This is a genomic window from Sediminitomix flava, from assembly GCF_003149185.1.
GTDB lineage: Bacteria > Bacteroidota > Bacteroidia > Cytophagales > Flammeovirgaceae > Sediminitomix > Sediminitomix flava.
In genome coordinates this window covers 112,940-136,870 of the sequence record NZ_QGDO01000002.1, presented here as the reverse complement: position 1 = coordinate 136,870, position 23,931 = coordinate 112,940, and the positions used below count along the sequence as shown (strand labels likewise).

At 34.8% G+C, this 23,931-nt stretch carries 22 protein-coding genes; 10 read left to right on the top strand and 12 right to left on the bottom strand.

Going from position 1 to position 23,931, the window contains the following annotated elements:
• Nucleotides 1–222 precede the first annotated feature (222 nt).
• Both BC781_RS07915 and BC781_RS07910 read left to right on the top strand, forming a co-directional pair.
• Nucleotides 223–1,053 (top strand): hypothetical protein, encoded by an 831-nt coding sequence (locus BC781_RS07915; protein WP_109616703.1) that lies wholly within the window; start codon nucleotides 223–225, stop codon nucleotides 1,051–1,053.
• Entirely contained in the window at nucleotides 1,054–3,033 is a 1,980-nt protein-coding gene (locus BC781_RS07910) for a ComEA family DNA-binding protein (protein ID WP_109616702.1), read from the top strand.
• A 2-nt stretch (nucleotides 3,034–3,035) separates the two neighbouring features.
• Here BC781_RS07910 and BC781_RS07905 read toward each other — a convergent pair whose 3' ends face one another.
• Together BC781_RS07905 and sufB are read right to left on the bottom strand one after the other, a co-directional pair.
• The gene (locus BC781_RS07905; protein WP_109616701.1) at nucleotides 3,036–3,464 is read right to left on the bottom strand and encodes a hypothetical protein; all 429 of its coding nucleotides are present in this window, start codon (nucleotides 3,462–3,464) and stop codon (nucleotides 3,036–3,038) included.
• 83 nt (nucleotides 3,465–3,547) lie between these two features.
• The gene (sufB, locus tag BC781_RS07900; RefSeq protein WP_109616700.1) at nucleotides 3,548–4,999 is read right to left on the bottom strand and encodes a Fe-S cluster assembly protein SufB; all 1,452 of its coding nucleotides are present in this window, start codon (nucleotides 4,997–4,999) and stop codon (nucleotides 3,548–3,550) included.
• A 611-nt stretch (nucleotides 5,000–5,610) separates the two neighbouring features.
• Between sufB and rocF the strand changes: the two genes are divergently transcribed.
• Nucleotides 5,611–6,570: an arginase gene (gene rocF, locus BC781_RS07895; protein WP_109616699.1), complete on the top strand. Its 960-nt coding sequence runs from the start codon at nucleotides 5,611–5,613 to the stop codon at nucleotides 6,568–6,570.
• Between the two features lie 236 nt (nucleotides 6,571–6,806).
• On the opposite strand, the gene BC781_RS07890 is transcribed toward rocF, so the two are convergent.
• Together BC781_RS07890 and egtB are read right to left on the bottom strand one after the other, a co-directional pair.
• Nucleotides 6,807–7,871 (bottom strand): DUF4421 family protein, encoded by a 1,065-nt coding sequence (locus tag BC781_RS07890; protein WP_109616698.1) that lies wholly within the window; start codon nucleotides 7,869–7,871, stop codon nucleotides 6,807–6,809.
• A 275-nt stretch (nucleotides 7,872–8,146) separates the two neighbouring features.
• Nucleotides 8,147–9,379 (bottom strand): ergothioneine biosynthesis protein EgtB, encoded by a 1,233-nt coding sequence (gene egtB, locus BC781_RS07885; protein ID WP_109616697.1) that lies wholly within the window; start codon nucleotides 9,377–9,379, stop codon nucleotides 8,147–8,149.
• A gap of 164 nt (nucleotides 9,380–9,543) precedes the next feature.
• Between egtB and arsM the strand changes: the two genes are divergently transcribed.
• The 3 genes from arsM to BC781_RS07870 all read left to right on the top strand — a co-directional run bounded on the left by arsM (nucleotide 9,544) and on the right by BC781_RS07870 (nucleotide 12,779).
• Complete coding sequence (gene arsM / locus BC781_RS07880; protein ID WP_109616696.1) at nucleotides 9,544–10,512, top strand: arsenosugar biosynthesis arsenite methyltransferase ArsM; 969 nt, start codon at nucleotides 9,544–9,546, stop codon at nucleotides 10,510–10,512.
• Between the two features lie 276 nt (nucleotides 10,513–10,788).
• Nucleotides 10,789–11,325, top strand: a complete 537-nt coding sequence (locus BC781_RS07875) for a heme NO-binding domain-containing protein (protein ID WP_109616695.1) — start codon at nucleotides 10,789–10,791, stop codon at nucleotides 11,323–11,325.
• A 68-nt stretch (nucleotides 11,326–11,393) separates the two neighbouring features.
• Nucleotides 11,394–12,779, top strand: a complete 1,386-nt coding sequence (locus BC781_RS07870; protein ID WP_109616694.1) for a response regulator — start codon at nucleotides 11,394–11,396, stop codon at nucleotides 12,777–12,779.
• A gap of 68 nt (nucleotides 12,780–12,847) precedes the next feature.
• On the opposite strand, the gene arsB is transcribed toward BC781_RS07870, so the two are convergent.
• The 3 genes from arsB to BC781_RS07855 are packed head-to-tail and all read right to left on the bottom strand — an operon-like array spanning nucleotide 12,848 to nucleotide 14,869.
• Nucleotides 12,848–13,900, bottom strand: a complete 1,053-nt coding sequence (arsB, locus tag BC781_RS07865; RefSeq protein WP_109616693.1) for an ACR3 family arsenite efflux transporter — start codon at nucleotides 13,898–13,900, stop codon at nucleotides 12,848–12,850.
• Between the two features lie 4 nt (nucleotides 13,901–13,904).
• A complete protein-coding gene (locus tag BC781_RS07860) occupies nucleotides 13,905–14,525 on the bottom strand; it encodes an arsenate-mycothiol transferase ArsC (protein ID WP_109616692.1) in 621 nt (206 codons plus the stop codon).
• A 5-nt stretch (nucleotides 14,526–14,530) separates the two neighbouring features.
• Nucleotides 14,531–14,869 carry an ArsR/SmtB family transcription factor gene (locus BC781_RS07855; protein WP_109616691.1) on the bottom strand — a complete coding sequence of 113 codons (339 nt, stop codon included), beginning with the start codon at nucleotides 14,867–14,869 and terminating at the stop codon, nucleotides 14,531–14,533.
• Between the two features lie 181 nt (nucleotides 14,870–15,050).
• On the opposite strand from BC781_RS07855, the gene pip reads away from it, so the two are divergent.
• Together pip and BC781_RS07845 are read left to right on the top strand one after the other, a co-directional pair.
• Nucleotides 15,051–16,028, top strand: a complete 978-nt coding sequence (gene pip, locus BC781_RS07850) for a prolyl aminopeptidase (RefSeq protein ID WP_109616690.1) — start codon at nucleotides 15,051–15,053, stop codon at nucleotides 16,026–16,028.
• A 103-nt stretch (nucleotides 16,029–16,131) separates the two neighbouring features.
• The gene (locus tag BC781_RS07845) at nucleotides 16,132–17,313 is read left to right on the top strand and encodes an Lnb N-terminal periplasmic domain-containing protein (RefSeq protein ID WP_158281421.1); all 1,182 of its coding nucleotides are present in this window, start codon (nucleotides 16,132–16,134) and stop codon (nucleotides 17,311–17,313) included.
• Between the two features lie 61 nt (nucleotides 17,314–17,374).
• On the opposite strand, the gene BC781_RS07840 is transcribed toward BC781_RS07845, so the two are convergent.
• A complete protein-coding gene (locus BC781_RS07840) occupies nucleotides 17,375–17,728 on the bottom strand; it encodes an SCP2 sterol-binding domain-containing protein (RefSeq protein WP_109616688.1) in 354 nt (117 codons plus the stop codon).
• A gap of 214 nt (nucleotides 17,729–17,942) precedes the next feature.
• Here BC781_RS07840 and BC781_RS07835 point away from each other — a divergent pair, with 214 nt between their 5' ends.
• Nucleotides 17,943–18,656, top strand: coding sequence for a YebC/PmpR family DNA-binding transcriptional regulator (locus tag BC781_RS07835; protein WP_109616687.1), 714 nt, complete (start codon nucleotides 17,943–17,945; stop codon nucleotides 18,654–18,656).
• Between the two features lie 79 nt (nucleotides 18,657–18,735).
• Here BC781_RS07835 and BC781_RS07830 read toward each other — a convergent pair whose 3' ends face one another.
• The 3 genes from BC781_RS07830 to BC781_RS07820 all read right to left on the bottom strand — a co-directional run bounded on the left by BC781_RS07830 (nucleotide 18,736) and on the right by BC781_RS07820 (nucleotide 20,428).
• The gene (locus BC781_RS07830) at nucleotides 18,736–19,236 is read right to left on the bottom strand and encodes a hypothetical protein (protein WP_109616686.1); all 501 of its coding nucleotides are present in this window, start codon (nucleotides 19,234–19,236) and stop codon (nucleotides 18,736–18,738) included.
• 192 nt (nucleotides 19,237–19,428) lie between these two features.
• Nucleotides 19,429–19,935 carry a nuclear transport factor 2 family protein gene (locus BC781_RS07825; RefSeq protein WP_109616685.1) on the bottom strand — a complete coding sequence of 169 codons (507 nt, stop codon included), beginning with the start codon at nucleotides 19,933–19,935 and terminating at the stop codon, nucleotides 19,429–19,431.
• Between the two features lie 106 nt (nucleotides 19,936–20,041).
• The gene (locus BC781_RS07820; protein ID WP_146201647.1) at nucleotides 20,042–20,428 is read right to left on the bottom strand and encodes a hypothetical protein; all 387 of its coding nucleotides are present in this window, start codon (nucleotides 20,426–20,428) and stop codon (nucleotides 20,042–20,044) included.
• 327 nt (nucleotides 20,429–20,755) lie between these two features.
• Here BC781_RS07820 and BC781_RS25720 point away from each other — a divergent pair, with 327 nt between their 5' ends.
• A complete protein-coding gene (locus BC781_RS25720) occupies nucleotides 20,756–21,667 on the top strand; it encodes a M90 family metallopeptidase (protein WP_109617959.1) in 912 nt (303 codons plus the stop codon).
• Between the two features lie 60 nt (nucleotides 21,668–21,727).
• Here BC781_RS25720 and BC781_RS07810 read toward each other — a convergent pair whose 3' ends face one another.
• Entirely contained in the window at nucleotides 21,728–23,899 is a 2,172-nt protein-coding gene (locus tag BC781_RS07810; RefSeq protein WP_109616683.1) for a GH92 family glycosyl hydrolase, read from the bottom strand.
• Nucleotides 23,900–23,931: the final 32 nt, after the last annotated feature.

Below are 23,931 nucleotides of genomic sequence, written 5' to 3'. Positions count from 1 at the left end.
TATGGATCAAAGACATTCTTAGAATAATATTACATGTTAGTAAGTCGCTAGAAAGCGAAAAATATAAAATCATAAAGATTGTAGATTTTATCTTCATCTCAGAGAATAGAAGTATATAAATATCTTATGTAACCCCTTTCAGTATTATTCTATTTATTGAAGCTATTTATCAATCGTTTATCTACATTCAATAAATGAGTATTTAACCGATTAACCCTTTTTATGCGACCACTCTTTCTTACTATTTTTCTTTTGTGGTCTTCTTACATTTTCGCTCAACAATATGAAATAAATGCAGGTGCAGAGAGTAGTGGAATGGGATTTTCAGCTTTGAGTAATAAAAATGTTTGGGCTGTTTTCCACAATTTATCTCAAGTATCTAGGCTAAATGGAGTACAAATAGGTGTTTCTACCTCTCTGTTGTATCAGCAACTAGGGTTTCAGAGTTCTCAACTTTCAATCATTTATCCACTCAAGGACAATGCGATAGGTGTGGGGCTTCACAGGTTTGGTGATGGCTTATATAATGAACAGCTGATTACAATAGGGTGGTCTCAACTGCTTGGAAATGTTTCAATTGGTATTCAGTCTAATTTGGTACAATTTCATGTTAGAGAATGGATTAATCAACTCTCGTATAGTTTTGATGCCTCTGTTAGCTTACCACTTTCTTCATTTGTAGAGGCTCAACTTCTTGTTAAGAATTTCACTTTTAATACACCCAAAGCAAATTTAGATTCTTTTATTCAAAGTGAATTCTATTCATCAATTCATTTTGGATTGGGACTAAAGCCAACTGATAATATCATTTTACAACCCAAGATTGCTTACCGTTCAGACCAACAAATGTTCTTCAATTTTGGAGGAGAGTTTCAACTTTCAGAAGCTGTTATCATAAGAACTGGTTATTCTAATAAGCCTTCGAAGTATCATTTTGGCTGGAGTATTTTTTTGAAGAAAGTAAATGTTGCTTATGCTTTAATCACTCATCCTTTTTTGAAAACAAGCCACCAACTTAGCCTATCTACTTCTTTTTCTAAACTCAAATTCTAAATGAAATATACTAGAATACTTCTGTTAACCATTTCATTTTTATTTCCTAGTTTCCTGATAGCACAAAGTCTAGAGCACTCATTTGAAGATTTAAGTGAAAATATCGAGAATGAAGAAGGTGTTTTAAATGTCGAAATCTTGATGAATGAATTGGCTGACCTAAAAGAGCATCCAATTCAAATCAATTATGCAACAAAAGAAGAATTGTCAAAACTCTTTTTTCTGGATAATGAACAAATTGAAGAGATTCTAAACCATCGAAAAAAGTATGGATTTTATAACTCAATTTATGAGCTTCAGCAACTTTCATCTTTTGATTTACAAGTGTTGAGACGTATTAGACCTTATCTAGCATTTGAACAAAAAGTAAGTTTACAGAAAGTGAATGTAAAGGAGCAAGGGAATCATTATGTGGTAGCAAGAGCAGGCATTGTCTTTCCTAAGGCAAAGGGTTATGAAAGTAATTCCGAGACTGATGCAAAGTACATAGGAAGTCCTTGGAAGTGGCAAACGAGATTTAGAAGCCAAGTTTCTGAAAAATATAAGTTACATCTACTTTTTGAAAAAGATGCTGGTGAAAAAGGTTTTGATTTTGCATCTGGGGGAGTACAACTAGATAGGATTGGTGCTTTTAAGAATGTGACTTTTGGGAATTATCAACTCAGATTTGGTCAAGGCTTGGTGATGGGAGGTGGTTTCAGATTATCACCTTCCGCAGACCCTATTCAAGCGATTTTTCCTAATGATCAGAAAATATATCCATTTACAAGTGCCTTAGAATATAATTATTTAAGTGGTGTTACAAGTAATTTCAAATGGAAAGGAGTCGAATTCATACCATTTGTTTCTATAAGGAAGCTAGATGCTGTAGAATATGATTTGGGTTTCCGAATTTCAGATAATGGATTGCATAGGACTGAAGGTGAACTTGATAAAAAAGATAAATTAACCGAGAGGATTTTTGGGGTTCATTTTGAGAAGGGGTTTGTTGAAGATAAGCTTACACTTGGAGGAACATATTTGTACCAATCATTTTCAGACTCTCTAGTTGTTGCTAAAGATTTTTCAGATACAAAAGATTTTAGTGGTATCAATAATCATTTAGGGAGCGTAGACTTAAAAGGGAATTATCAAAGTATGAGTTTAAAAGCTGAGGTAGCTTACTCATCTTCAAATGCATGGGCTTTTTCTGGTAGTTTGATTCATAGTTTTTCTAGAAGCTTTCAATTGGGCGTTTTACATAGGGATTATTCTCCATCATTTCATTCCTTTTATGGTGGGAGTCTGTCTAAAAATTCAAGTATTCAGAATGAACAAGGAACATATACGACCTTATTTTGGAGGCCTCGTAAGCATTTAGAGGGTTTTCTTTACTTTGATCTTTATAAATTTCCTTGGCTTAAAAAATATGACCTACAAACAGAAAATGGCTCAGACTTTTTCTTAAAAGTGAATTGGGAAGTGCAGACAAATCACCTTCTTCAATTTCGTTTGAGCTATCAAGAATTCAATGAATATTTATCGGAAGTGTCCTCTTTAGTGTTCAGGGAAAGGTTATATATTAGGTTAAATTACAGGAATGAGAGTAGAGAAAATCTCATTCTTAATTCTCATTTAGCAGGGAAATGGCAATCTCAGCAAGAAAATATTTATGGAGTACTTTTAGCTCAGGATGTCAGATATAAATGGCGAAAATTTCAGTTCGATCTTAGGTTGGCTTATTATAATTCTGAAGCTTATGATGTTCGTTTCTATTTGTGGGAGCCAAGTATGCTTTATCAATATAGTTTTGAGAATTATTATGGGAATGGGTTTCGCACGGCTCTAGTAGTTTGTTATAAATTCAATAAAAAATTTCGATGCTGGTTGAAGTATGCCAACACAAATTTCTTTGATAGAACTGAAATAGGGACTGGAAATGAATTGAGGGAAGGAAGCAATAAACACTCATTCGATTTCCAAGTCATGTATAAATTATAGATTTAAGCCTGAAATGCTCTATAAAATCGTTGATTCTTCTTTGATTTATGAACCCAAAGTCTTCCTTGTCGACTCAACTGATCTAAAACTTCTCTGAAGAAACAGGCATCTCCTTCATAATTTTCTAATAGCTCCGATTCAGATATCGAAATAGAAGAATCATTTCCAAAACGGTTTAAGATATATTTTTTTATTCTTTCCTTTTCTATTCTTTCCAAGCCACAAACTTTTTGATAGGTACGATGTAAAAGTTTAGTTGCACCAAAAAATAAAGTACCGCCTACAATAGAAAGACTACCAACAGTAAATGGGTCCGTCGTTTCAGCAATAAAGGCAAATGAGAAAAATAAAATACCGATCATGCTCAAGTGTGAGCCAATGAACATATCGAAAGTAGGGTCGTATGAGTTGTTTTTTCTGTTAGCTTCCATTACTTAGAAACAACAGAATACTAAAAAAGGGTTTCTCTGTAAGCAGAGAAACCCTTTGAATATATCTTTAGAATAACTATTTCTTATCCTACTGAACCTTCTAAGCTAAGTGCTAGAAGTTTTTGAGCTTCAACAGCAAACTCCATTGGAAGTTTGTTCAATACTTCTTTACAATAACCATTTACGATAAGTGCAACTGCTTGCTCTGTATCGATACCTCTTTGGTTACAGTAGAAGATTTGGTCTTCTCCAATTTTTGAAGTTGTAGCCTCGTGCTCTACTTGAGCTGTTTTGTTGTCAATCTCGATATAAGGGAAGGTATGTGCTCCACATTGATCACCCATTAGAAGAGAATCACATTGTGAGAAGTTACGAGCTCCTTCAGCTCTCTTTGAAACTTTCACTAGACCTCTGTATGAGTTTTGAGATTTACCAGCTGAAACCCCTTTAGATACAATTCTTGACTTTGTATTCTTACCAAGGTGAATCATTTTAGTACCTGTATCTGCTTGCTGCATGTTGTTTGTAACAGCAACTGAGTAGAATTCTCCAATAGAGTTATCTCCTTTTAAGATACATGATGGGTACTTCCAAGTTACGGCAGAACCTGTTTCTACTTGAGTCCAAGAAAGTTTTGCATTGTCTCCAGCACAAATACCTCTCTTAGTCACAAAGTTATATACACCACCTTTTCCTTCAGCATCACCAGGATACCAGTTTTGTACCGTAGAGTATTTTACTTCAGCATCTTTGTGTACGTAGATTTCCACAACTGCTGCGTGAAGTTGGTTTTCATCTCTTTGAGGTGCTGTACATCCTTCCAAGTAAGAAACGTAAGACTCTTCTTCGGCAACAATAAGCGTACGCTCAAATTGTCCAGTACCTGCTGCGTTAATACGGAAGTAAGTAGACAATTCCATCGGACATTTCACTCCTTTAGGAATGTAACAGAATGAACCGTCTGAGAATACTGCTGAGTTTAAAGCTGAGAAGAAGTTATCTGCTACAGGAACTACAGAACCCAAGTATTTTTTTACTAGTTCTGGGTGTTCTTGAACTGCTTCGCTGAATGAACAGAAAACAATTCCTAGCTCTCCTAATTTATCTTTAAATGTAGTCGCTACAGAAACCGAGTCAATTACGGCATCAACGGCTACACCAGTTAGTCTTTTTTGTTCTTCTAAAGAGATACCTAATTTCTTGAATGTTTCTCTTAACTCAGGATCAACCTCGTCTAAAGACTTAGGTGCTATCTTTTGCTTAGGAGCAGAATAATAGATGATGTCTTGGTAGTTGATGTCTTCAAAATCAACGTTAGCCCATTCAGGAGTTTCTAGGGTTTTCCAGTGACGGAATGCTTTCAATCTCCATTCAAGCATCCATTCTGGCTCATTTTTCTTAGCAGAAATAAAACGAATAATTTCCTCATTAAGTCCTTTAGGCGCTTCGTCTGTCTCAAAGTCAACAGACCAACCGTGCTCATATTCTTTTGAGGTAAATTCTTCTAAGATTGCTGTATCTTTATCTGCACTCATTTTATGTCTCTTTATTTAGTATCTTTCTAAATTACAAAGCTATAACTTTTTTTGATTCGAATTGTTCACAGACTTTAAAAAATAGTGAAGCAAATCGTGTTTTTTTTCGTTTCTCAAGCCTTAATGTAAGTCAAAAATTTTTCTTTTCCTCTCTTACATGTTCTTTCTGTCAGCTTGATAACACTAAACCCTATCAAATCCAGTATATCAACATTTTTATGGGAAAAAAATGCTATCATATCTCTTAATGATTACAAATTTACACTGTAAACATTTAATAATAAAAATGTATTTTATACCTTTGTTCCCATACAACAACAAAATCACAGATAGATAATGACTATTTTATCAGTGAAAAGCAGTCCTTCAGAGCTGCTACACAAGAATTTTAAGCCATCCCATTTATTGGCCTTCTCATAGGTCAAAATTCTACCTACAAGGTCAGTTCTTGACTTTGTCTTAACATCATACACTTTACTTTCTTGGAATAATAGCTTTGTGGTCACCCGATCAACAGATCTAGTTTTATGTCTTTTTCAGTTTTGAAATAGAGTATAGACTATCTCTATTATTCCTAATTATTAATTTTCATCAACACAAAAAATTACACAATGGAAAAGAATATCCAGTTACTAAAAGTGCGTTCTGAAATTGCAGCAGGAACTAGAGGTGCTCGTATGGGCGTAGATGCTTTGGAAGTTGCAAGTATTTTAAAAGGTTCGTCTTTATTTGCCTCTTTACCTTCAATTGAGATTAAAGATGTAAATGAGTTGCTTCTGAAACAAAATAAATATCCGAATGCGAAATACATTGATGGAGTCGCTACAATGTTGGAGCGTGTTTCAAATGGAGTAAATTCAATTTTTGAAGAAGGAAACTTTCCTGTTATTCTTGCTGGAGATCATTCTACGGCAGCTGGAACAATTTGTGGTATCAAAAAACAGTATCCGAATAAAAGAATTGGAGCAATTTGGATTGATGCTCACGCTGACTTGCATACTCCTTACACTACACCAAGTGGAAATATGCATGGTATGCCTTTGTCGATGGTAACAGATACCAATAATTTGGAATGTAAAGTAAACTCGCCTTCAGAGGAGACTATTGACCATTGGAATCATATCAAAAACATTGGGGTAGAAGGTGCTAAAATGAATTTAGAAGATATTGTATTTATCGCAGTGCGAGATACAGAATCTCCTGAAGATCACTTGATGAAGAAGCACGGTATTCGTAATTTCACCGTAGCTGAAGTACGTGAGCTAGGCACAAGAGCAATTGTCGATAAAGTATTAGAAAAGTTGACAGATTGTGATTTGATTTATGTTTCTTTTGATGTAGATAGTATGGATTCGGCTATATCTGCTGGTACAGGAACACCTGTTCCAAATGGGTTGAGTGTTGAAGAGGCTAGAGAAATTAATCAGTACCTAGTAGAGTCTCCAAAAGTTTGTGCTTGGGAAATGGTAGAAGTTAATCCTACATTGGATAGACTGAATACGATGGCTGAAAATGCTTTTAGTATCTTAGAAAATACAATTGATCACCTCCATAATTCGGAGTTGGTATAATAAATGAGAATAAAAACTTTGGTTTAAATATATAGAGTTCTTTGTGTTAAAGGGGGGGTCTTTGATCTCCTCTTTCATTTTTTCAAAGAATTTAGAAAACTAGAAATAGGAGAGACTAAAGATATTATCTCTGATTGAGCTAGTATTACTCCCCTCAAAATAGATTAATACTTTAGGTCTTTTTATTTAGAAGGGTTTGGGTAGTATTGAATCAGTCGTTTCAAATAGATAACACATTAATGCAGTCCAATTCCTTTGAGCACTTTACTTTTAGCTTCCCAATTAAAACGACGTCCAACAGCTATTCTTAGATAGCCTGAACGATATCTAGGGTCTTGATTTTCCCAAAAGATTACATTACTCTGATAAATACCTTGAATGCCTGCAAAGTAAATATCACTATTATATCCTATTCCTATTCGACCTATAGACATGAGGCTTGGACGAAGAAAATGATCGTTTCGGTCGCCATTTATTAGATCAGACTGAAAAACATTACTTACACTAGGGCCAGCCATAAATGTTCCACCTACATAAAAGTGTTTCTTAAAAACAAAAGTATGTCCGTATCCTCCTGTTACGCCAATTGAAAGGTAATGATTATTTCGGAGGTTCAATTGTTTTAGGTCATCAGAGCTTGTTGTAGAATGATTCCAAAGGATGTGGTAATCCCATAAGCCACCAACTAACCACGATCCAGAACTCTGTTTCTGCCATTGGGTTTGAGTGATACTTCCCATATATGAATATGTAGTCTGATTGAATACATACATGGCATTACCTGTTACGAAAATACTGTTGAAAAATGGTATTCCAGATAGGTTTATGTCTTGTTGATTCTCGAGAGGGGATATTATTGCTTTGTGTTTATTGAAGTATTGAATACGGAATTCACCTCCAATTTTTCTACCGTAGATTCGAGTAATTAAATCAAGCTGTTTACTTGTATCTTTTAATCCATCCTGTCCTTCGGATAGCGTAAAACTAGCATTGAAGCCAATCCATTTGTGATTTAAACCTATACCTACACTGTAAGGTGCAACAGGACTATATTTTATGCGATACATTGCCCCTTCGGTGTTCCGATTTAAAACCTCGAAAGAATTGTTTTTGTAGGTGCTAATCAGACGAACAGTCCAATGTTGGGAGTAATCTTCAACGTACAGAGGATCGTATCCCACCCACTTGATCGTGTCATTAACTCCAATGACGTTCCCTAACCATGTCTGTTCAAGTTTCTGAGCTTGTAAGTTTTGAATAGAAAGTAAAAAAGTGATTAAAATGAAAGTGAAATTCTTCATTCAGTCAAAGAATTTTTGGTTATGTACAATAGGTATATGTAAAGTAATAGAAATTAGCAAAGACAAATACACTGTTTGTAAATCAATTAGAGAGCTAATTGTTTAAAATGATAATATAGATCTTTTTGTAATTATAATTACCCTTTCAATTTAATCAAAGATATTACAAGGTATGAGGTGTTACAAGAATTGGGTATGTCAAATGAAGTTTTATATCACTCAACAGGTTATAATCTTTACTTAATTGTGGTTTTGAACAATATATGAAGTATGGTTTACATCGATTCAGCTAATCGGATGCCATTGAAAATCCATCGTTTTTCAGGAAATGAGTAGTTTCTATACGTAAGTCTGATGTGTGATTTAGGTGTAAGACAAGAACCTCCTCTTAAAACAATTTTATTGCCCAATTGACGTGAAGGATTCTCAGTTGAGGTCAATTCTTTATTTTCTTTAAATGGGTAAGCCAGAAAAGCACTATTTGTCCACTCCCAAGCATCTCCCCAAAAGTGAGCGTGCCCGTTTTCTCCTACTGGAATAAATCTTTTATGATCTAAAAAATTAGTATTGCTTGGGCAAGAAGGAGTGTGTAACTGACAAGCAACCTCCCATTCGAATTCGGACGGAAGTCTTAGCCCTTTCCATCGTGCAAATGCCTCTGCTTCGTAGAAACTGATATGTGTAACTGGTAGATCAAGATCAATATTTCTGAGCCCATACATGGTGTAATATTTCCACTTGTCATGCATTTTTAACCAGTATAATGGTGCTTTTACCTTGTATTTTGTCACCCAACTCCAACCGTCTTTTAACCAAAGGTCTTCCCTTTTGTAACCATCGTCAGCCATAAATTCTAGATATTCTCTGTTAGTTACAAGGCGGTCTTGAATTCTGTAAGCATGTAAAAAAGTTTTATGAACCCCTGTTTCATTATCATAAGAGAAGTCATCGCTTTGATGTCCAATTTGATAAACACCTTCTGGTACTTCAATCCACTTGATATCGTAATTAGCTCTTTTTTCCCAAGTAGGAATCATTTCCGAATATTCGGGCAATAGAGGGTTTGAAGCCATGATCGTCTTCAAGTTCGTCATCATTAGCTCCTGATGTTTCAACTCATGATGTATCGCTTCATTTAGAATATGCTTAAAGTGCTTGTCTTCTGCATATTCCAGAATTAACCCACTCATATGCAGTTCTACATACTTTCTGTATTGTAAGACATTTTCGAGGGTAGGTCGATTACTTGCACTTTCTTGAATTTCTTGGTCTTGAGCAAATATAGTTTTTGGCGTATCTCTAAAAGTATATTCAAATAAAGGATGATAAGGTTTATAGTTTTCTATATAATTTGTCAAAAGATATTTTTCAAAATACCACGTAGTATGTCCTAAATGCCATTTGGGTGAGCGAACTTCTTCCGACAGTTGCATAACAAGGTCTTCAATCTTTAATGATTGACAAAGGCCCACTGATTGCTTTCTAATCCTCTTAAACGTCTCTAACATGAATCTAAATTCTTATTCGATAGCAGGTTTAATTGAAAATTAGGAGGTGTTTCTCATAAAAAAATTCAAAAACCTGTGAAAATCTATCATAAGCGGTATTTTTAGAAAAAAGGAGCAAAAATATTGATTCAACCTTTGCTCATGAGCTAATCTTTTTTTGAGCTATGACATATTTAAAAGTAACCGAAAACGTATATAAAGAAGCTGCTGAAAATCCGCAAATAGGATTGTGCTGTACGACAACACCAATCTGGAAGTTACCAGAATTAGAAATCCCGACTCGTATGCTCGAAATGAACTACGGTTGCGGTTCTACTGTCCATCCACGAGATTTAGTAAATACACCTAACATTTTGTATGTAGGTGTAGGTGGTGGAATGGAGTTACTCCAATTCTCATATTTCAGTAGAAAAAAAGGAGGGGTAATCGGAGTGGATGTAGTTGATGAAATGCTAGAAGCTTCTGCAAAAAACTTTGAAGAAGCAGAAAAGCAAAACTCTTGGTTTGAAAAAGATTTCGTTGATCTTCGAAAAGGGGATGCTTTAGCTTTACCCATTGAAGATGCCTCTATTGATGTTGCTGCTCAAAATTGTCTTTTCAATATTTTTAAGGAAGAGGATTTGAAAAAAGCACTTCAAGAAATGTATCGTGTATTGAAACCCCACGGAAGGTTGGTGCTTTCAGACCCTATTTGTGAGCAGAAAATGCCAGAGAATTTAAAGGAAGATGAACGCTTGAGAGCTCTTTGTTTGAGTGGTTCTTTACCTTTGAAAGACTACCTTAAGATGATAACAGATTGTGGTTTCGGCACTGTAGAAGTAAGAGCTAAACGTCCGTACCGTATTTTGAGTCCAAATCATTATGATACTCAAGAGAATATTTTCATAGAAAGTGTAGAAATCTGTGCGATAAAAGATCCTATGCCTTCTGATGGTCCATGTATTTTTACGGGTAAGACCGCTATTTATTATGGAAATGAAGACTTTTTCGATGATAAAAAAGGACATGTGTTACTTCAAAACCAACCGTTGTCAGTTTGTGATAAAACAGCACAAGCACTTAAAGATTTAAACCATCAAGAAATTCATATTTCAGACTCTACTTTTTTCTATGATGGAGGTGGTTGTTGTTAGTTGTTTTTCAATGAAAATATTACTCAAGGCTTATTTCAACTTTTAAAGCTGTAACCTTAGATTTTTTGAATAAAAATAAGATACTTTTAAATGTTAATAAGCTGATGTAGCACAAGTATAAGTTTTAAGAAGAGAAGAGAAATTGAAGCAATTCATTTTCTCTTTTTTTTATTACATCGACTAAACGGACTTATCGAAATGCTCCAATTTTCTTTTCGACTGTCTTCGTATCTTTTAGCTTATTAATTCATTTCACCCAAAATCTAAAGTCAAAAAATGAAAGGCATTGTTTTTACAGAATTCATCGAAATGGTAGAGGAAAAGTTCGGTTTTGATATTGCTGATAGAGTTATTCAAACCTCTGCATTACCATCAAATGGAGTTTATACAGCAGTGGGTACATATTCTCATGCCGAAATGGTTAGCCTTTTGATGAATTTGAGTAAAGAAGTTGGCATGGAGGTCGATCAATTGCTTCGTATTTTTGGAAGACATTTGTTTGAAGTTTTTACAAAAGTCTATCCTCACTTTTTTACAGGAGAAACAAACCTATTTTCATTTCTCACCCAAATTGAAATCTACATTCATAGAGAAGTACAAAAGCTATATCCTGACGCGGAGCTTCCTACTTTTACTTCCAATTATCTTGATGATGGCACATTTGAATTAGTTTATTTTTCAGATCGAAGAATGTCAGCATTGGCAGAGGGATTAATCACTGGGGCATCTGAGTTCTTTAATACTGAAATTGATTTAAAAACAGAAGTATTTGAAGATGGAAGTCGAGTGCGATTTTTAATCAAGATGGTCTAATACATAGATATTAGTCAACTTTATTGATTTTCACTGCAATTAAATTAACCCAAAATAATCTGTACACGATGGACTGGAAAGCAAAGTATGAGTCACTACAAAATACCTTGAAAAGAGAGCGGTTGGCGCGTAAGAAAGCCGAACAGATCATCGAAATGAAATCATTAGAGCTATATGAGTTAAACCAAGAACTTGTAGAAGCAAATACAAACCTTGAGAAGAAAGTTAGGGAGCGTACCAACGAATTGGAGAGTACTCTTGGTAAAATGCGTATTCTCAATCAGCAGTTAATGACAGCTAAAGACAATGCAGAAAAAGCTATGCGTGCTAAAACAGACTTTCTTTCTGCTATGTCACATGAAATTAGAACTCCTTTAAATGGGGTTGTAGGTATCGTGAATCTATTGATTCAGAGTGAACCATTGGAAAGGCAAATGAGAAATCTTCGAACCCTGAAGTTTTCTTCTGAAAATTTGATGGCGATTATTAATGATATCCTAGACTACAATAGAATTGAGGCTGGGAAGCTTGATCTAGAGGAAGTTGATTTTGATTTGGCAGAGGTTGTTGACAATCTGATGAATACTTGGCTGACAAAAGCCAATGAAAAAGGGGTGAATATGGAGTTACAGGTAGATGATAATGAGTTGGAGATTTTGAAAGGTGATTCCACAAGGCTTGTACAAGTTCTTAATAACTTGATAGGAAATGCCATCAAGTTTACTGAAAAAGGGACGGTGACTTTAGGGATTGAAAAAGTAAAAGATTTAGAGAATATCTTAGTTTATCACTTCAGGGTGAAAGATACAGGTATTGGAATTCCAGAGAATAAATTGGGGAAAATATTTGATAGCTTTTCACAGGCAGATAGTAGTACAAGTAGAAAGTATGGTGGCTCTGGGCTAGGTTTGGCTATCTGTATGCACATTTTGAAGGCGCAAGGAAGTCAGATATATGTAGAAAGTATCGAAGGAGAAGGATCAACATTCTATTTTACGATCAGATTTAAGAAGAGTAATAAGACCGTTGAAGAACTCAAGAATAATGAAAGTATAGATTTTAAGGGCTTAGACGGAACAGAGGTTTTGTTAGTAGAAGACAATCCTTTCAATACAGACATAGCCACACAATTTCTTCAAGTTTGGGGTTGCAATGTTTCTCATGCAGAGAATGGTATTCAGGCGGTAGAGCGAATTCAAGAGAGACCTTACGATATTGTACTGATGGATTTACAGATGCCAGAAATGGATGGCTATGAAGCAACTCAGAGAATTAGAGGATTGGATGGTAAGTACAAAGAGATACCTGTCTTAGCGTTGACTGCTTCTGCATTATTGGAAGTTCGTAAAAAAGTATATGAATATGGTATGAATGGATACATCACGAAACCATTCGATCCGAGTAATCTTTTCTATACTATCTATGAAAAAATTGTAGAAGGGAAGAGTTTATAAAAAAAGTCCCACTGTAAAACAGATAGGACTTTCGAAAATACTGCTTGTATATAAAATCTTTTTTGACCTTACTTTCTCCATTTATTCGCTAAGTATACTAGCGAAAGCATTACTGGAACTTCTGTAAGTACTCCGACTACTGTTGTTAGAGCCGCTCCTGAGTTTAAGCCAAACAATGCAATAGCAACAGCCACGGCTAACTCAAAGAAGTTACTTGCTCCAATCATAGTTGATGGTGCTAAAAGCTCATGTGATAAATTTGCTTTCTTACCTGCAAACCAACTCAAGAAGAAGATAAAGTACGTTTGAATTGTCAATGGTACAGCAATCAATAAAATGACCATTGGGTTTGCTAAGATTGTTTTACCTTGGAATGCAAAAAGTAATACCAAAGTTGAAAGCAAAGCGATGATAGAGAAAGGTTTTAGTTTTGGAAGGAAAACTTCTTTAAACCATGTTTCTCCATGTTTCTTGATCAAGACTTTATTTGAGATATATCCTGCGATAAGAGGGATTACTACAAATAAAGCAACAGAAGTAAATAATGTATTGTAAGGGATTTCTATTCCTGATACGCCTAACAACAAGCCGACGATTGGAATAAATAGAATCAAAATCAATAAGTCGTTTATAGAAACTTGAACCAAGGTATATGCTGGGTTACCATCAGTAAGGTAAGACCAAACAAATACCATAGCTGTACAAGGTGCTGCACCTAGCAAAATTGCACCCGCAATATATTGTTCTGCATCAGCAGGAGTAATCCATGCACTATATAAGTTGTCAAAGAATATCCATGCAAAGAATGCCATACTAAATGGCTTAATTACCCAGTTTACGATCAATGTTAGCGCTAAACCTTTCTTGAATTCTCCAAGATTTTTCACACTGTCAAAGTCGATTTGTACCATCATTGGGTAAATCATCAACCAAACAAGGATGGCTACAGGCAAGTTAATTCCGAATAAGTTGAGATCACTTAATACTTGGATAGAGTCACCTGCTACTTCTCCAATCAAAATACCTCCAATAATGCCCAAAGCTACCCATATACTAAGGTATCTTTCGAAAAATGCCATCTTCTTTTTGGCAGGGGCTGCTACAGATTTTGTAGTTCTCATATTTTTAGTTGTTTGCTACGTTTTTAAATACAAATGCGATTTCAGTGGCGATTTGAAAACATCTCTCCGCATATTTTTCTGCTTGTTGAGGTGTATTGTCAAATGCTTTTGGGTCATCATAAGTTGTTGCCATTCTTAGATCCGAACCAAAGACTATTGGACATCCTTGATCGGCTGAAGAACAAGTCATTATCGCGACAAACTCTTTATTTGGGTTATGTTCTGAATCATATACTTTTGAAAAAGCAACAATAGGAGTTACTTCATCATCAAATGAAACATGGTAGATTGGATTATCACCTTCCGTAGTTGCTTCAACTTTGAATCCAACTTCTTTTACAGCGGCAATTGCATTAGGATTGAAAGCTGTAGCTTCTGTACCTCCAGAAAATGATTTTACGTTTGGAACACCGTAGAAGTCAGCCATTGTTTGTGCCCATATTTGCCCAAAGTGACTTCTTCTTGAGTTGTGTGTACAGATATAGATCAAATTTGTGGTCTTATTTTCTGCTACTCTTCCTTTGATATACTCGCTGATTTGAAGAAGCATTCCTTTTCTTTCATCAGAGATTGAATCGAAATTCTTTTCAGTCTCTTGGATGTAGTTTTTAATAGAGGTGTACATATATATTATTTGTTAGGTAGTTCACAATTACAATCATTATACTGATCCATGAAGAGGTTAAATACCGATTTTATCTCATCCCATTTTTCTTCATTAATACAGTAATAAGCAGATCCACCGTTTAGCTTGCTTTGAATAATTCCTGCATTTTTCAATTCTTTCAAATGCTGAGAAATAGTAGGTTGAGCTAATGGCATTGTTTCGACCAAGTCTCCACAAATACATTGTTTTGAAGTTATAAGGTGTTCCAATATTGCTATTCGAGCAGGATGTCCTAAAACTTTCAAAACTGAAGCAAGCTCATTCTGCTTGTCTGTAAAATATTCGCTCTTCGTAATTCCCATATCTGATCATTTTCTTATTGCAATATTGCGATAACTCAATTAGAATAACAAGGAAGTTTTATTTATTCATGATTTATTAACGAATGTTGGGGACTCAATAAGTAAAAGGATGGGATTCCTTACAAGGATTATCAGACTTAGTCTGTGTTAGTTATATTCTGACTCATTTAACGTGAAGAATATGGTTAAGGCAGCTAGTTTTGAATCAGGCTACTTAAAAGTTTCATCAACACACCAAATTTATTTTGAAGAAGTAGGTAATCCATTAGGCACACCAGTACTGTATTTGCATGGAGGTCCGGGGGCGGGATTACCCAACAATTACCATAGTTATTTCGATCTGAAAAGGTGCAGAGTTATAGGGATGGATCAACGGGGTTCGGGTAGAAGTGAGCCTTTAGGTTGTTTGGAGGAAAATACAATTCAGCATTTGGTAGAAGATATCAATGTCTTGCGTGAATATTTAGGGTTGACAGATTGGGTGTTATTTGGAGGAAGTTGGGGGTGTACTTTAGCACTTGCTTATGCATTAAAATATCCAGAGAATGTAAGGGGGCTATTTCTAAGAGGAGTATTCCTTGGTACCAATAAAGAAATCCAATGGTTTTACCATAAAGGCGCCAATCTATTTTATCCAGAAGAATGGAAATATTTCGATATCAGGAGTGAGGAAGCTATTAACTCTTCGAGCAATTTAATTTCACAATATTATTATGATTTGTGCTTGAGTGATAAACCCATCTATGAGAAAAAAGAAATTGCAAGAAGGTGGATATTTTGGGAAGTACGTTTAGCAATGTTTGAAGGCTCTGAATGTGCCAAAGAGGAATGGATTATTACTGATGAACTCTTGGCTTTTGCACAATTGGAAGTCCATTACTTTTATCATTCTTGTTTTTTCCCATATCAGAATTACATTTTAGAACGCTTATCGCTTTCTGATTTGAAAGAAGTTCCTACAACTATAGTGCAAGGTCGTTATGATTTGGTATGCCCTCCAAGATATGCATTTGATCTACATCAAAAAATGACAGCATCTAAGTTAGTTTGGATAGAAAAGGGTGGTCATGCATCCTATGAAAAACATACTAAATTTAAGATGATTGAAGAGTTTAAGCTACTCCTTGATAAAGTCCAGTATCAAGATGAATATAAATGATATAAGATGTTAATTGATAATGCTATAAAGTTTTCACTTTGTTTAGCCTTCAATTTTTTGTGATATTGCTTTCTGAAATCCTCAATTTTAGAATTCAATGGCAATGAGAATACTTTTTATTCTGACATTATTAGTCTTTCCATTCATGAGTAATGGACAGGCTTCAAATTATATTCAGCTATCAGAAAAAGCACAAATAAGTTTGGTCACCTGTGGGAGTGGGGAAGATTTATATGCGCTTTTCGGGCACAGTGCAGTGCGAGTTTATGACCCCGAACGTAAGTTTGATATAGTTTATAATTATGGTGTTTTTGATTTTGATACACCTAATTTCTACTTGAAATTTACTGCAGGAAAACTACCTTATAAAGTTGCTCCAAATCATTACTCAAGGTTTGTTAAAGCTTATATAAGAAGAGACCGTTCTGTTTCTGAGCAAGAATTGAATCTTAGTCAAGAAGAAAAGCAGGCTGTTTTTGAGTATTTAGAAAACAATTTGAAGCCCGAAAACAGATACTATCAGTATGATTTCTTTTTTGACAATTGTGCAACTAAAATCAGAGATATATTTCAAGATGTGTTGGGTGATAAGCTAAAGTTTTATGAAGATCCTGCTGATGAAGGCAAAACGTTTAGAAACTTAATAGATGAATACCTCATTTACTCTCCTTGGGCTGATTTCGGGATAGATTTAGCATTGGGTTCAAAGACTGATGATATCGTTCAATTGGATGATTTTATGTTTTTACCAGAATACATGGAAAAGGCATTTGGTATGGCAACCTTGTCTAATGACGAGAATGGTACAATACCATTTGTGAAGTCTAAGAAAGTCTTATATGAAGCTTCTCCCTTAAAAAAGCCTACAGGAATTATAGCTTATCCTTTTAGATTGATTGGGTTGTTGTGTTTGGTTTTAGTATCGATTGAAGCTTTGTTGTTCAAAAAAGGAAGTCAAAGATATATTCTAGAAGGTACTTTATTCTTGGTAATTGGAATAGTGGGGTTAATATTAACTCTTTTATGGTTTGCCACAGATCACAATATTACCGTTACAAACTGGAATTTACTTTGGGCAAATCCTCTTTATCTTTTAGCTGCATTTTGGGCTTTCAAGGGAAAATCAAAACCAAAATTCTTTGCAGGTTTAGCAGTCTCTGAGGCTCTGGTTCTTATTTCTTTTATATTCTTGCCTCAGGCATTACACATAGCATGTATCCCGATTATCATTTTGTTGGCTGTATGTAATTTAAGAATTGCTTATCAAGGACAAAGACTGAGATAACATACTATCATAAATTATAAAAATAAAGCTCTTCAATTAATCGAATTGAAGAGCTTTATTTTTAGATTAATCCTTCATTTTTTACAGAAACAAATCCTCTGAAGAGGGAGGTGAATTCTGTGACTTTAAGCATATTGCTTGCCTTTACTTTACCTGTAAACATAGCCGTGACAGGGTTAAGAACACCTGTTTCGAGTTGAATATAGTTTTCAGCAGTAGCAGACATTACACAGTCAGCGTTCCCTTCTAGTCCTTCAATTGTTTCTAAAGTACCATTCTGAATTTGTAAGGTAAAAGCCTTTCCACCTTCGCCACTAATATCAAATTGAATGCAAAGCGTTTTTCCTTCCGCTTTATCTTTTAGGAATCGTACTTGGTACGATTTCATGATTTCTTCTACCGTTACGTTTTCCATCTTTTATAATTTTAAGCAAAGATAATCATCTCAATTGAAATACGCTTAACACGAATTTGAAGCCTTTAAAGCAGATCTTAAGAAATTTTTGTTTTTGAATTGAAGGAAAAAACGGCATTTAGAAAGCAAGTAGATTGTCATTTTTAGGAAAAATGTAGAAATTTGATCTTTTAAAATTTAGTCAATAAGATTCTAAACATATAAGTTAAAAATAATGGGAAGAGCATTTGAATATCGTCGTGCAGCAAAGGAGAAACGCTGGGATAAGATGTCTAAGTTGTTTCCTAAGTTAGGACACGCCATTACTGTAGCTGCTAAAGAAGGTGGTGAAGATCCTGACATGAACTCGAAACTTCGTACGGCAATCCAAAATGCGAAGGCTGAAAACATGCCTAAAGACAAGATTGAGGCAGCAATCAAGAGAGCTTCAGGAAAGGATGCCGCTAACTTCGTAGAGTTGAACTATGAAGGAAAAGGCCCTCATGGTGTTTTGGTATTTGTAGAGTGTGCTACTGACAACTCGAATAGAACTGTAGCAAACGTAAAATCTTACTTCAATAAAGCTGGAGGCGGATTGGTTCCTTCGGGTTCTCTAGAGTTTATGTTCTCTAGAAAAGCTGTTTTTGAATTTGAAAAAACAGAAGAAATGGACCTTGAAGAATTAGAGCTTGAGCTTATCGACGCAGGTCTTGACGAGATTGAAGAGGGAGAAGAAGGTTTGGTGATTATCTATGGTGATTATACAAACTTCAATAACCTTCAGAAAGCATTGGAAGAGTTAAGTATCGAGGTAAAGAAAGCTAACCTTCAAAGAATTCCAACTTCACCAGTTTCTTTCACTGAAGAGCAATTGGTTGATATTGAGAAAATGCTTGACAAAATTGAGGATGATGAAGATGTACAAAACGTGTTTACAAACATTGAATAGTACTTTTTGTATCTAAAATAAAGAAGCCATTTCTGTCAAAAACGGAAATGGCTTTTTCTTTATCTATGATTTAACCTTGTTATTGCAATTGTTGGATTGTATTGTTTACATCATCTATAAAAGGGTGTAGATACTCGGGGATGTTATTTTTCATTTGATCTATTAACCAATAACGTCTTTTACCGCCTTGAATGACTTCAATATAAATACCTCCTCCATCGGCAGCATCTGGTGCTCCAATTATTGTATCGGTTTCATCGAGTAATTCGGTTGGAAAAGATAAGAATAAATCATTTGCAATTTGGTACTTTTCATTGCTTAGGACAGTGTATTCACCGTCATATGGAGAACTAGAGTTTGGATAAAGGTCTAAAGAATCTTCAAACAATAATCCGTTTTGAAGTTTGAAAATTTCAATACAAGATTCACCAATACAGAAACCAAAGAAATGTCCGAAGATGAGAGTACTTCCTTCTTCTGAAGGACCAAACAATTCAATCTCGTTGTCATCGTCATCTAAGTCACAAGCAAATAAACTAATGCAGAATAGTAGAGAAACAATTTGAAAGCGCTTTTGCATTTGAGTTTTGATTTGAAATGAAGAGTAAGTGTATATCCTTAAGACAATATTAGGTTGTGAATGGTTGTAAACAAGGTCCAAAATTGTAGAATTTGTGTTTTGTATATGTAACAGGCAGGGTATTTTAATAAAAAAAGGTATTGGAAGAACTTTCATCTTCCAATACCTTTCAATTCTTTGAGTAATGGTATCTTAGTTTTGGTTAATCCAAAGGTTAGCATTTCCCTTCGAAATTAAGTTTAGAAGACTAGGAGGGTAATTTACCCAATTTACGTGCTTTACAATTTTTTGATCTTCATCAAAAGTCAAAATTGTAGTAAAGTACATCGCTTCTATATTTTGGTCATGCCACTTAAATGGATTAAAATACCCTGTGATAGTTGCCTGATTGTTTTGAATGATCAAATCTTCCACTTCATATGGTTTAGAAGTTAAGAGTACCAAGTGAGGATTTTCCCAATCAAAATTCAGCTTGAAGTTATCTTTCCCGATAGCTCTGTTTCCATTTAGGATATCTTCAAATACAATTTCGTCTGAGTAAAAACTTAAGAACTTTTTATAGTTTTTACGCTCTTGATAGGTTTTAATATAGTCTCTTACAGTGTTTTCAATATTTGATTCACTTGGTTTTACATCACAATTTGCAAGCGTTAGTCCTATTAGAGTAATAAGTAAAAGGAAGGTTCGTTGGTTTGTCATATTCAAATACTGGTTCTAGTACCCCTTATCTAGTACTGCAATATCTGAAATTTCAAATGAAAGTTAATGTGTGTTTAGGATTTTTTCTATAGAAATAACTTATAGGCTATTGTATTTGCTTATAGAGTTTGTATTTTTCTCCTTGTTCATTCGATAAGACTAGCTTTCCTTTTCTTAATTCAGCTTTCCATGCACCTTCCAATGCCAACTTAGGATTACTTTCATTATTGGATAAATATGAATGGACATGAAACTCCATCTGATTTTTATTCAATCGGAATTCACCTCGTGATGTAGATAATTCAGAGCGTTGAATCGAATTTTCAGTAAAACTCCCATCCTTAAGAGTCAATGATATTTCGGAGTTTTCTTTTTTTGATTGATAAGTTCCTATATAAATACCATCTATATTGTTCATAAGTGAGAGCTTGCTATCGTTCTGACAACTAGCGAATATGAAAATAGATAACAAGAGATATAATAGCTTTTTCATTGTACGTTTGTTAGTTAATTGAAGTTAGTATTAATGATTATTTCAATATAAAGACACTGAAAAATTAGAAATGGTTGTAAAGTTCCCTTAATAAAGATTAATACATGTGTTTTTCTTCATAACATGCTTATTTAGCCCGTATAGGCGTGTTTTACCTTAAAAAATATTGATTAATTTTTTCTTAACTAATATTTTTTAAGGGTTTGTATTACGTTTTTTAGTCTGATGATAATCTTTTTAGCGAAGTCTACTTACATTTCACTTTTGTTGTCAGTTAAATTAAATTTGAGGCATATTTATTTTTTAAGAGCGTAACTTTTAGTCTAAATGGAAACAAACGAACTTTACTTACTTCTTTTCTCAGCTATTTTTTTAGGATTAGCTTATCTTATTTATTCAAAACTTTTAGGAAAGACAGAAAAGAAATTAGATACAAGCGCTCCATTTCGATCAGATTGGAGAAAAATTCTATTAGCTGAAGTATCATATTATCAAGAATTGACAGAGGAGGAAAAGAAAAGATTTGAGCAAGAAGTAAAATACTTTCTAAGCCATGTAAAAATAAAAGGAGTAGATACTACTGTTGAAGACTTAGACAGAATGTTAGTCGCTTCTAGTGCAGTAATCCCAATTTTTGGTTATCCAGATTGGCAATACCCTAACCTAAAAGAGGTTTTAATTCATGAATCTGCTTTGAATGAGACAGAGTTTGTCGGAGATATAGATGGACATGTTTTAGGTATGGTGGGAACTGGTAAGTTGAAAAATAAGATGCTACTTTCTAAAGGTGCATTAAGAGAAGGTTTCAGAAACGATAGAGATAAAAAGAATGTCGGTATCCATGAGTTTGTACATTTAATAGATATGGCTGATGGAAATACAGATGGAGTGCCAGAAGTTTTTCTACAAAAATCTTACGCTATACCTTGGGTCAATTTGATGCATCAGAAAACTAGTGAAATTCATTCTAATGAATCTGATATAAATCCATACGGAGGGACTAGTCAAATTGAGTTTTTGACCGTTGCTTCAGAATATTTCTTTGAACGTCCGATGCTTTTAGAGAAAAAACACCCGAAGTTATATCAGCGAATGGAGCAAATTTTCAATCAGAGACTTTCTACGCGTTATAAAAAACGAAAAGCAAAAGGTTCGAGTAAGAAGGTCGGTAGAAATGACCCTTGTATTTGTGGTAGTGGGAAAAAGTATAAGGCTTGCTGTATGAAAAAAGGGGCTTAAAAAAAATCATCCTACTATATAAATAGTAGGATGATTTTTTTCTAATGGATTTTATTCTGACTATTCAAACTTTAAAGTACCACCTTTCATGATATCTTTATAGTCAATAAATATTTGATCAAGAATGCTATCATTGAGTGTGATCTTTGAGCTATACTCGCCTTCTTGCAACTTATTATTTTCGATTATGAAGGTTTTCCCCTCAGGTAAGTTAATTGTAGCTTTTTCTACTTGTGGAACCCCAAAAATAAATTCACCATTGGCTGGGTTAACAGGGTAGAAGCCTAATGTACTGAAAATATACCAAGCACTCATTTGACCACAATCATCATTTCCTGTGATACCTGTTGGTGTGTTGTCATAAAACTGAGAATAGATTTGTCTGATGTAATCTTGCGATTTGTGAGGTTCGCTTGAGTAAGCGTAGAGATAGGCGATATGATGACTTGGTTCGTTGCCATGTGCATATTGACCGATCAGGGCTTCTTGCCCTAGGTGTTTACTAACTCCTTCTCCTTGAATAGTGAAGAATTTATCTAAATGTTTTGTGAATTTTTCTTTTCCACCAACCAAGTCTACTAATCCTTCTGGATCGAATTGAGTAGAGGCAAAAGAGTATTGCCAAGCGTTAGCCTCGGTATAGTCTCCAGGGTTATTCATTGGTGAAGTCGGCATGATTGGGTCAAAAGGAACGCGAAACTTTCCTTTGGTGCTTTTTCCTCTCATCAGGTTTGTAGACGGATCAAACAGATTTTTGTAATAACTAGCACGGGTATAATACGTCTGAGCAAGTGCCTTTTCACCAAGCTCTTCAGCCAAAAGTCCAACACAATAGTCATCAAAGCCACTTTCTAGCGTTCTTGAAACAGATTCGTTATCGATGAGATCATAAGGATAATATCCATATTTGTTATACATCTGCCAATCTGAGTTGAGGTGGTTTTCAGATGTAGATTTAACCATAGCATCTAGAGCTTCATTTGGGTCAAATCCTTTAAACCCTTTTATGTATGCATCGGTAATTACTGGTATAGCATGATTTCCGATCATACAAAAGTTTTCTTGTCCCCAAGCTGTCCAGATTGGTAAAAAGCCTTTTGCCTTGTGATGGGCAAGCATAGTTTGTACAAATCCATCAACTTTTTGAGGTGTGATAATTGTGTATAGCGGATGTGCAGCTCTATAAGTATCCCAAAGGGATAAGGTTGAAAAATACTCCCCGTTTTGAGCAATCGCGATGGAGTCATTGGCCCCTCTATATTTACTATCTATATCAACAATATTGTTAGGCTGAGTGAAAAGATGATACATGCCTGTGTAGAATATCTCTTTTTGTTCTTGGCCTGCTTCTATATCAATTGTACTGAGGTATTTATTCCACTCTTTTTTAGTATCTTGGTGTACAAGTTCAAAATCCCAATGGTTTAGTTCAGCCTCCAAATTTCGTTTTGCTCCTTCAACGCTTACGGTAGATAAGGCAATACGTGCTCTAAGTTGTTTTGCCTCCCCCAATTCAAAGTTGAGGATAAATCTTGGTGCAGCTTCTTTTGGTTGTTTTGGTAATTTGGTGTATTCATTAAAGTCTCTATCAAACTCAATGACAAAGAAGTACTTTCTTTCCACCCAATTTTTAGTATGTGTGTAGCCTGAAATTGTATGGTTGTTCTCTACATTTGTTTCATTTTCTAGCACTAATGAGTCTGTGATAAAACGAAGACCATGTTGTAGGTCTACTAATACTTTAGTGTTATTGTTTGAGGGGAATGTATATCGATGCAGAGCAACTCGGTTGGTTGCTGTAAGCTCAACTTGTGTAGAGTCGTCAAGTAAAACAGAATAAAAGCCAACTTCAGCTTCTTCTTTAATTTTTTTAGATTTCAACTCTTTTTTATCACCTACAAAAGGTAGCAAGAGGATATCTCCAAATTCACTAATGCCTGTGCCACTAGCTCTTGTTTGAGAAAACCCTAGGATTGTAGAATCCTTTAATTGATAACCAGATGTATAATCCCAACCCGTATTTACGTTGTCAGGTCCAGGTTGAACCATCCCAAAAGGCATAGTAGGGCCTGGGAAAGTATGGCCAGTACCATCAGTTCCAATAAATGGGTTGACAAATTGTGTGTAATCTGTCTTTACACCAAATTGCTCTTTTAAGCTTTTGGTATGGCAGCTAAATAAGGCGATTGATATGATGAAATACAGAAAGTATATTCTAATTTTTACTCTCATTGTCGTTTGTGCTAAGTTTAGTTTAAAGTAAT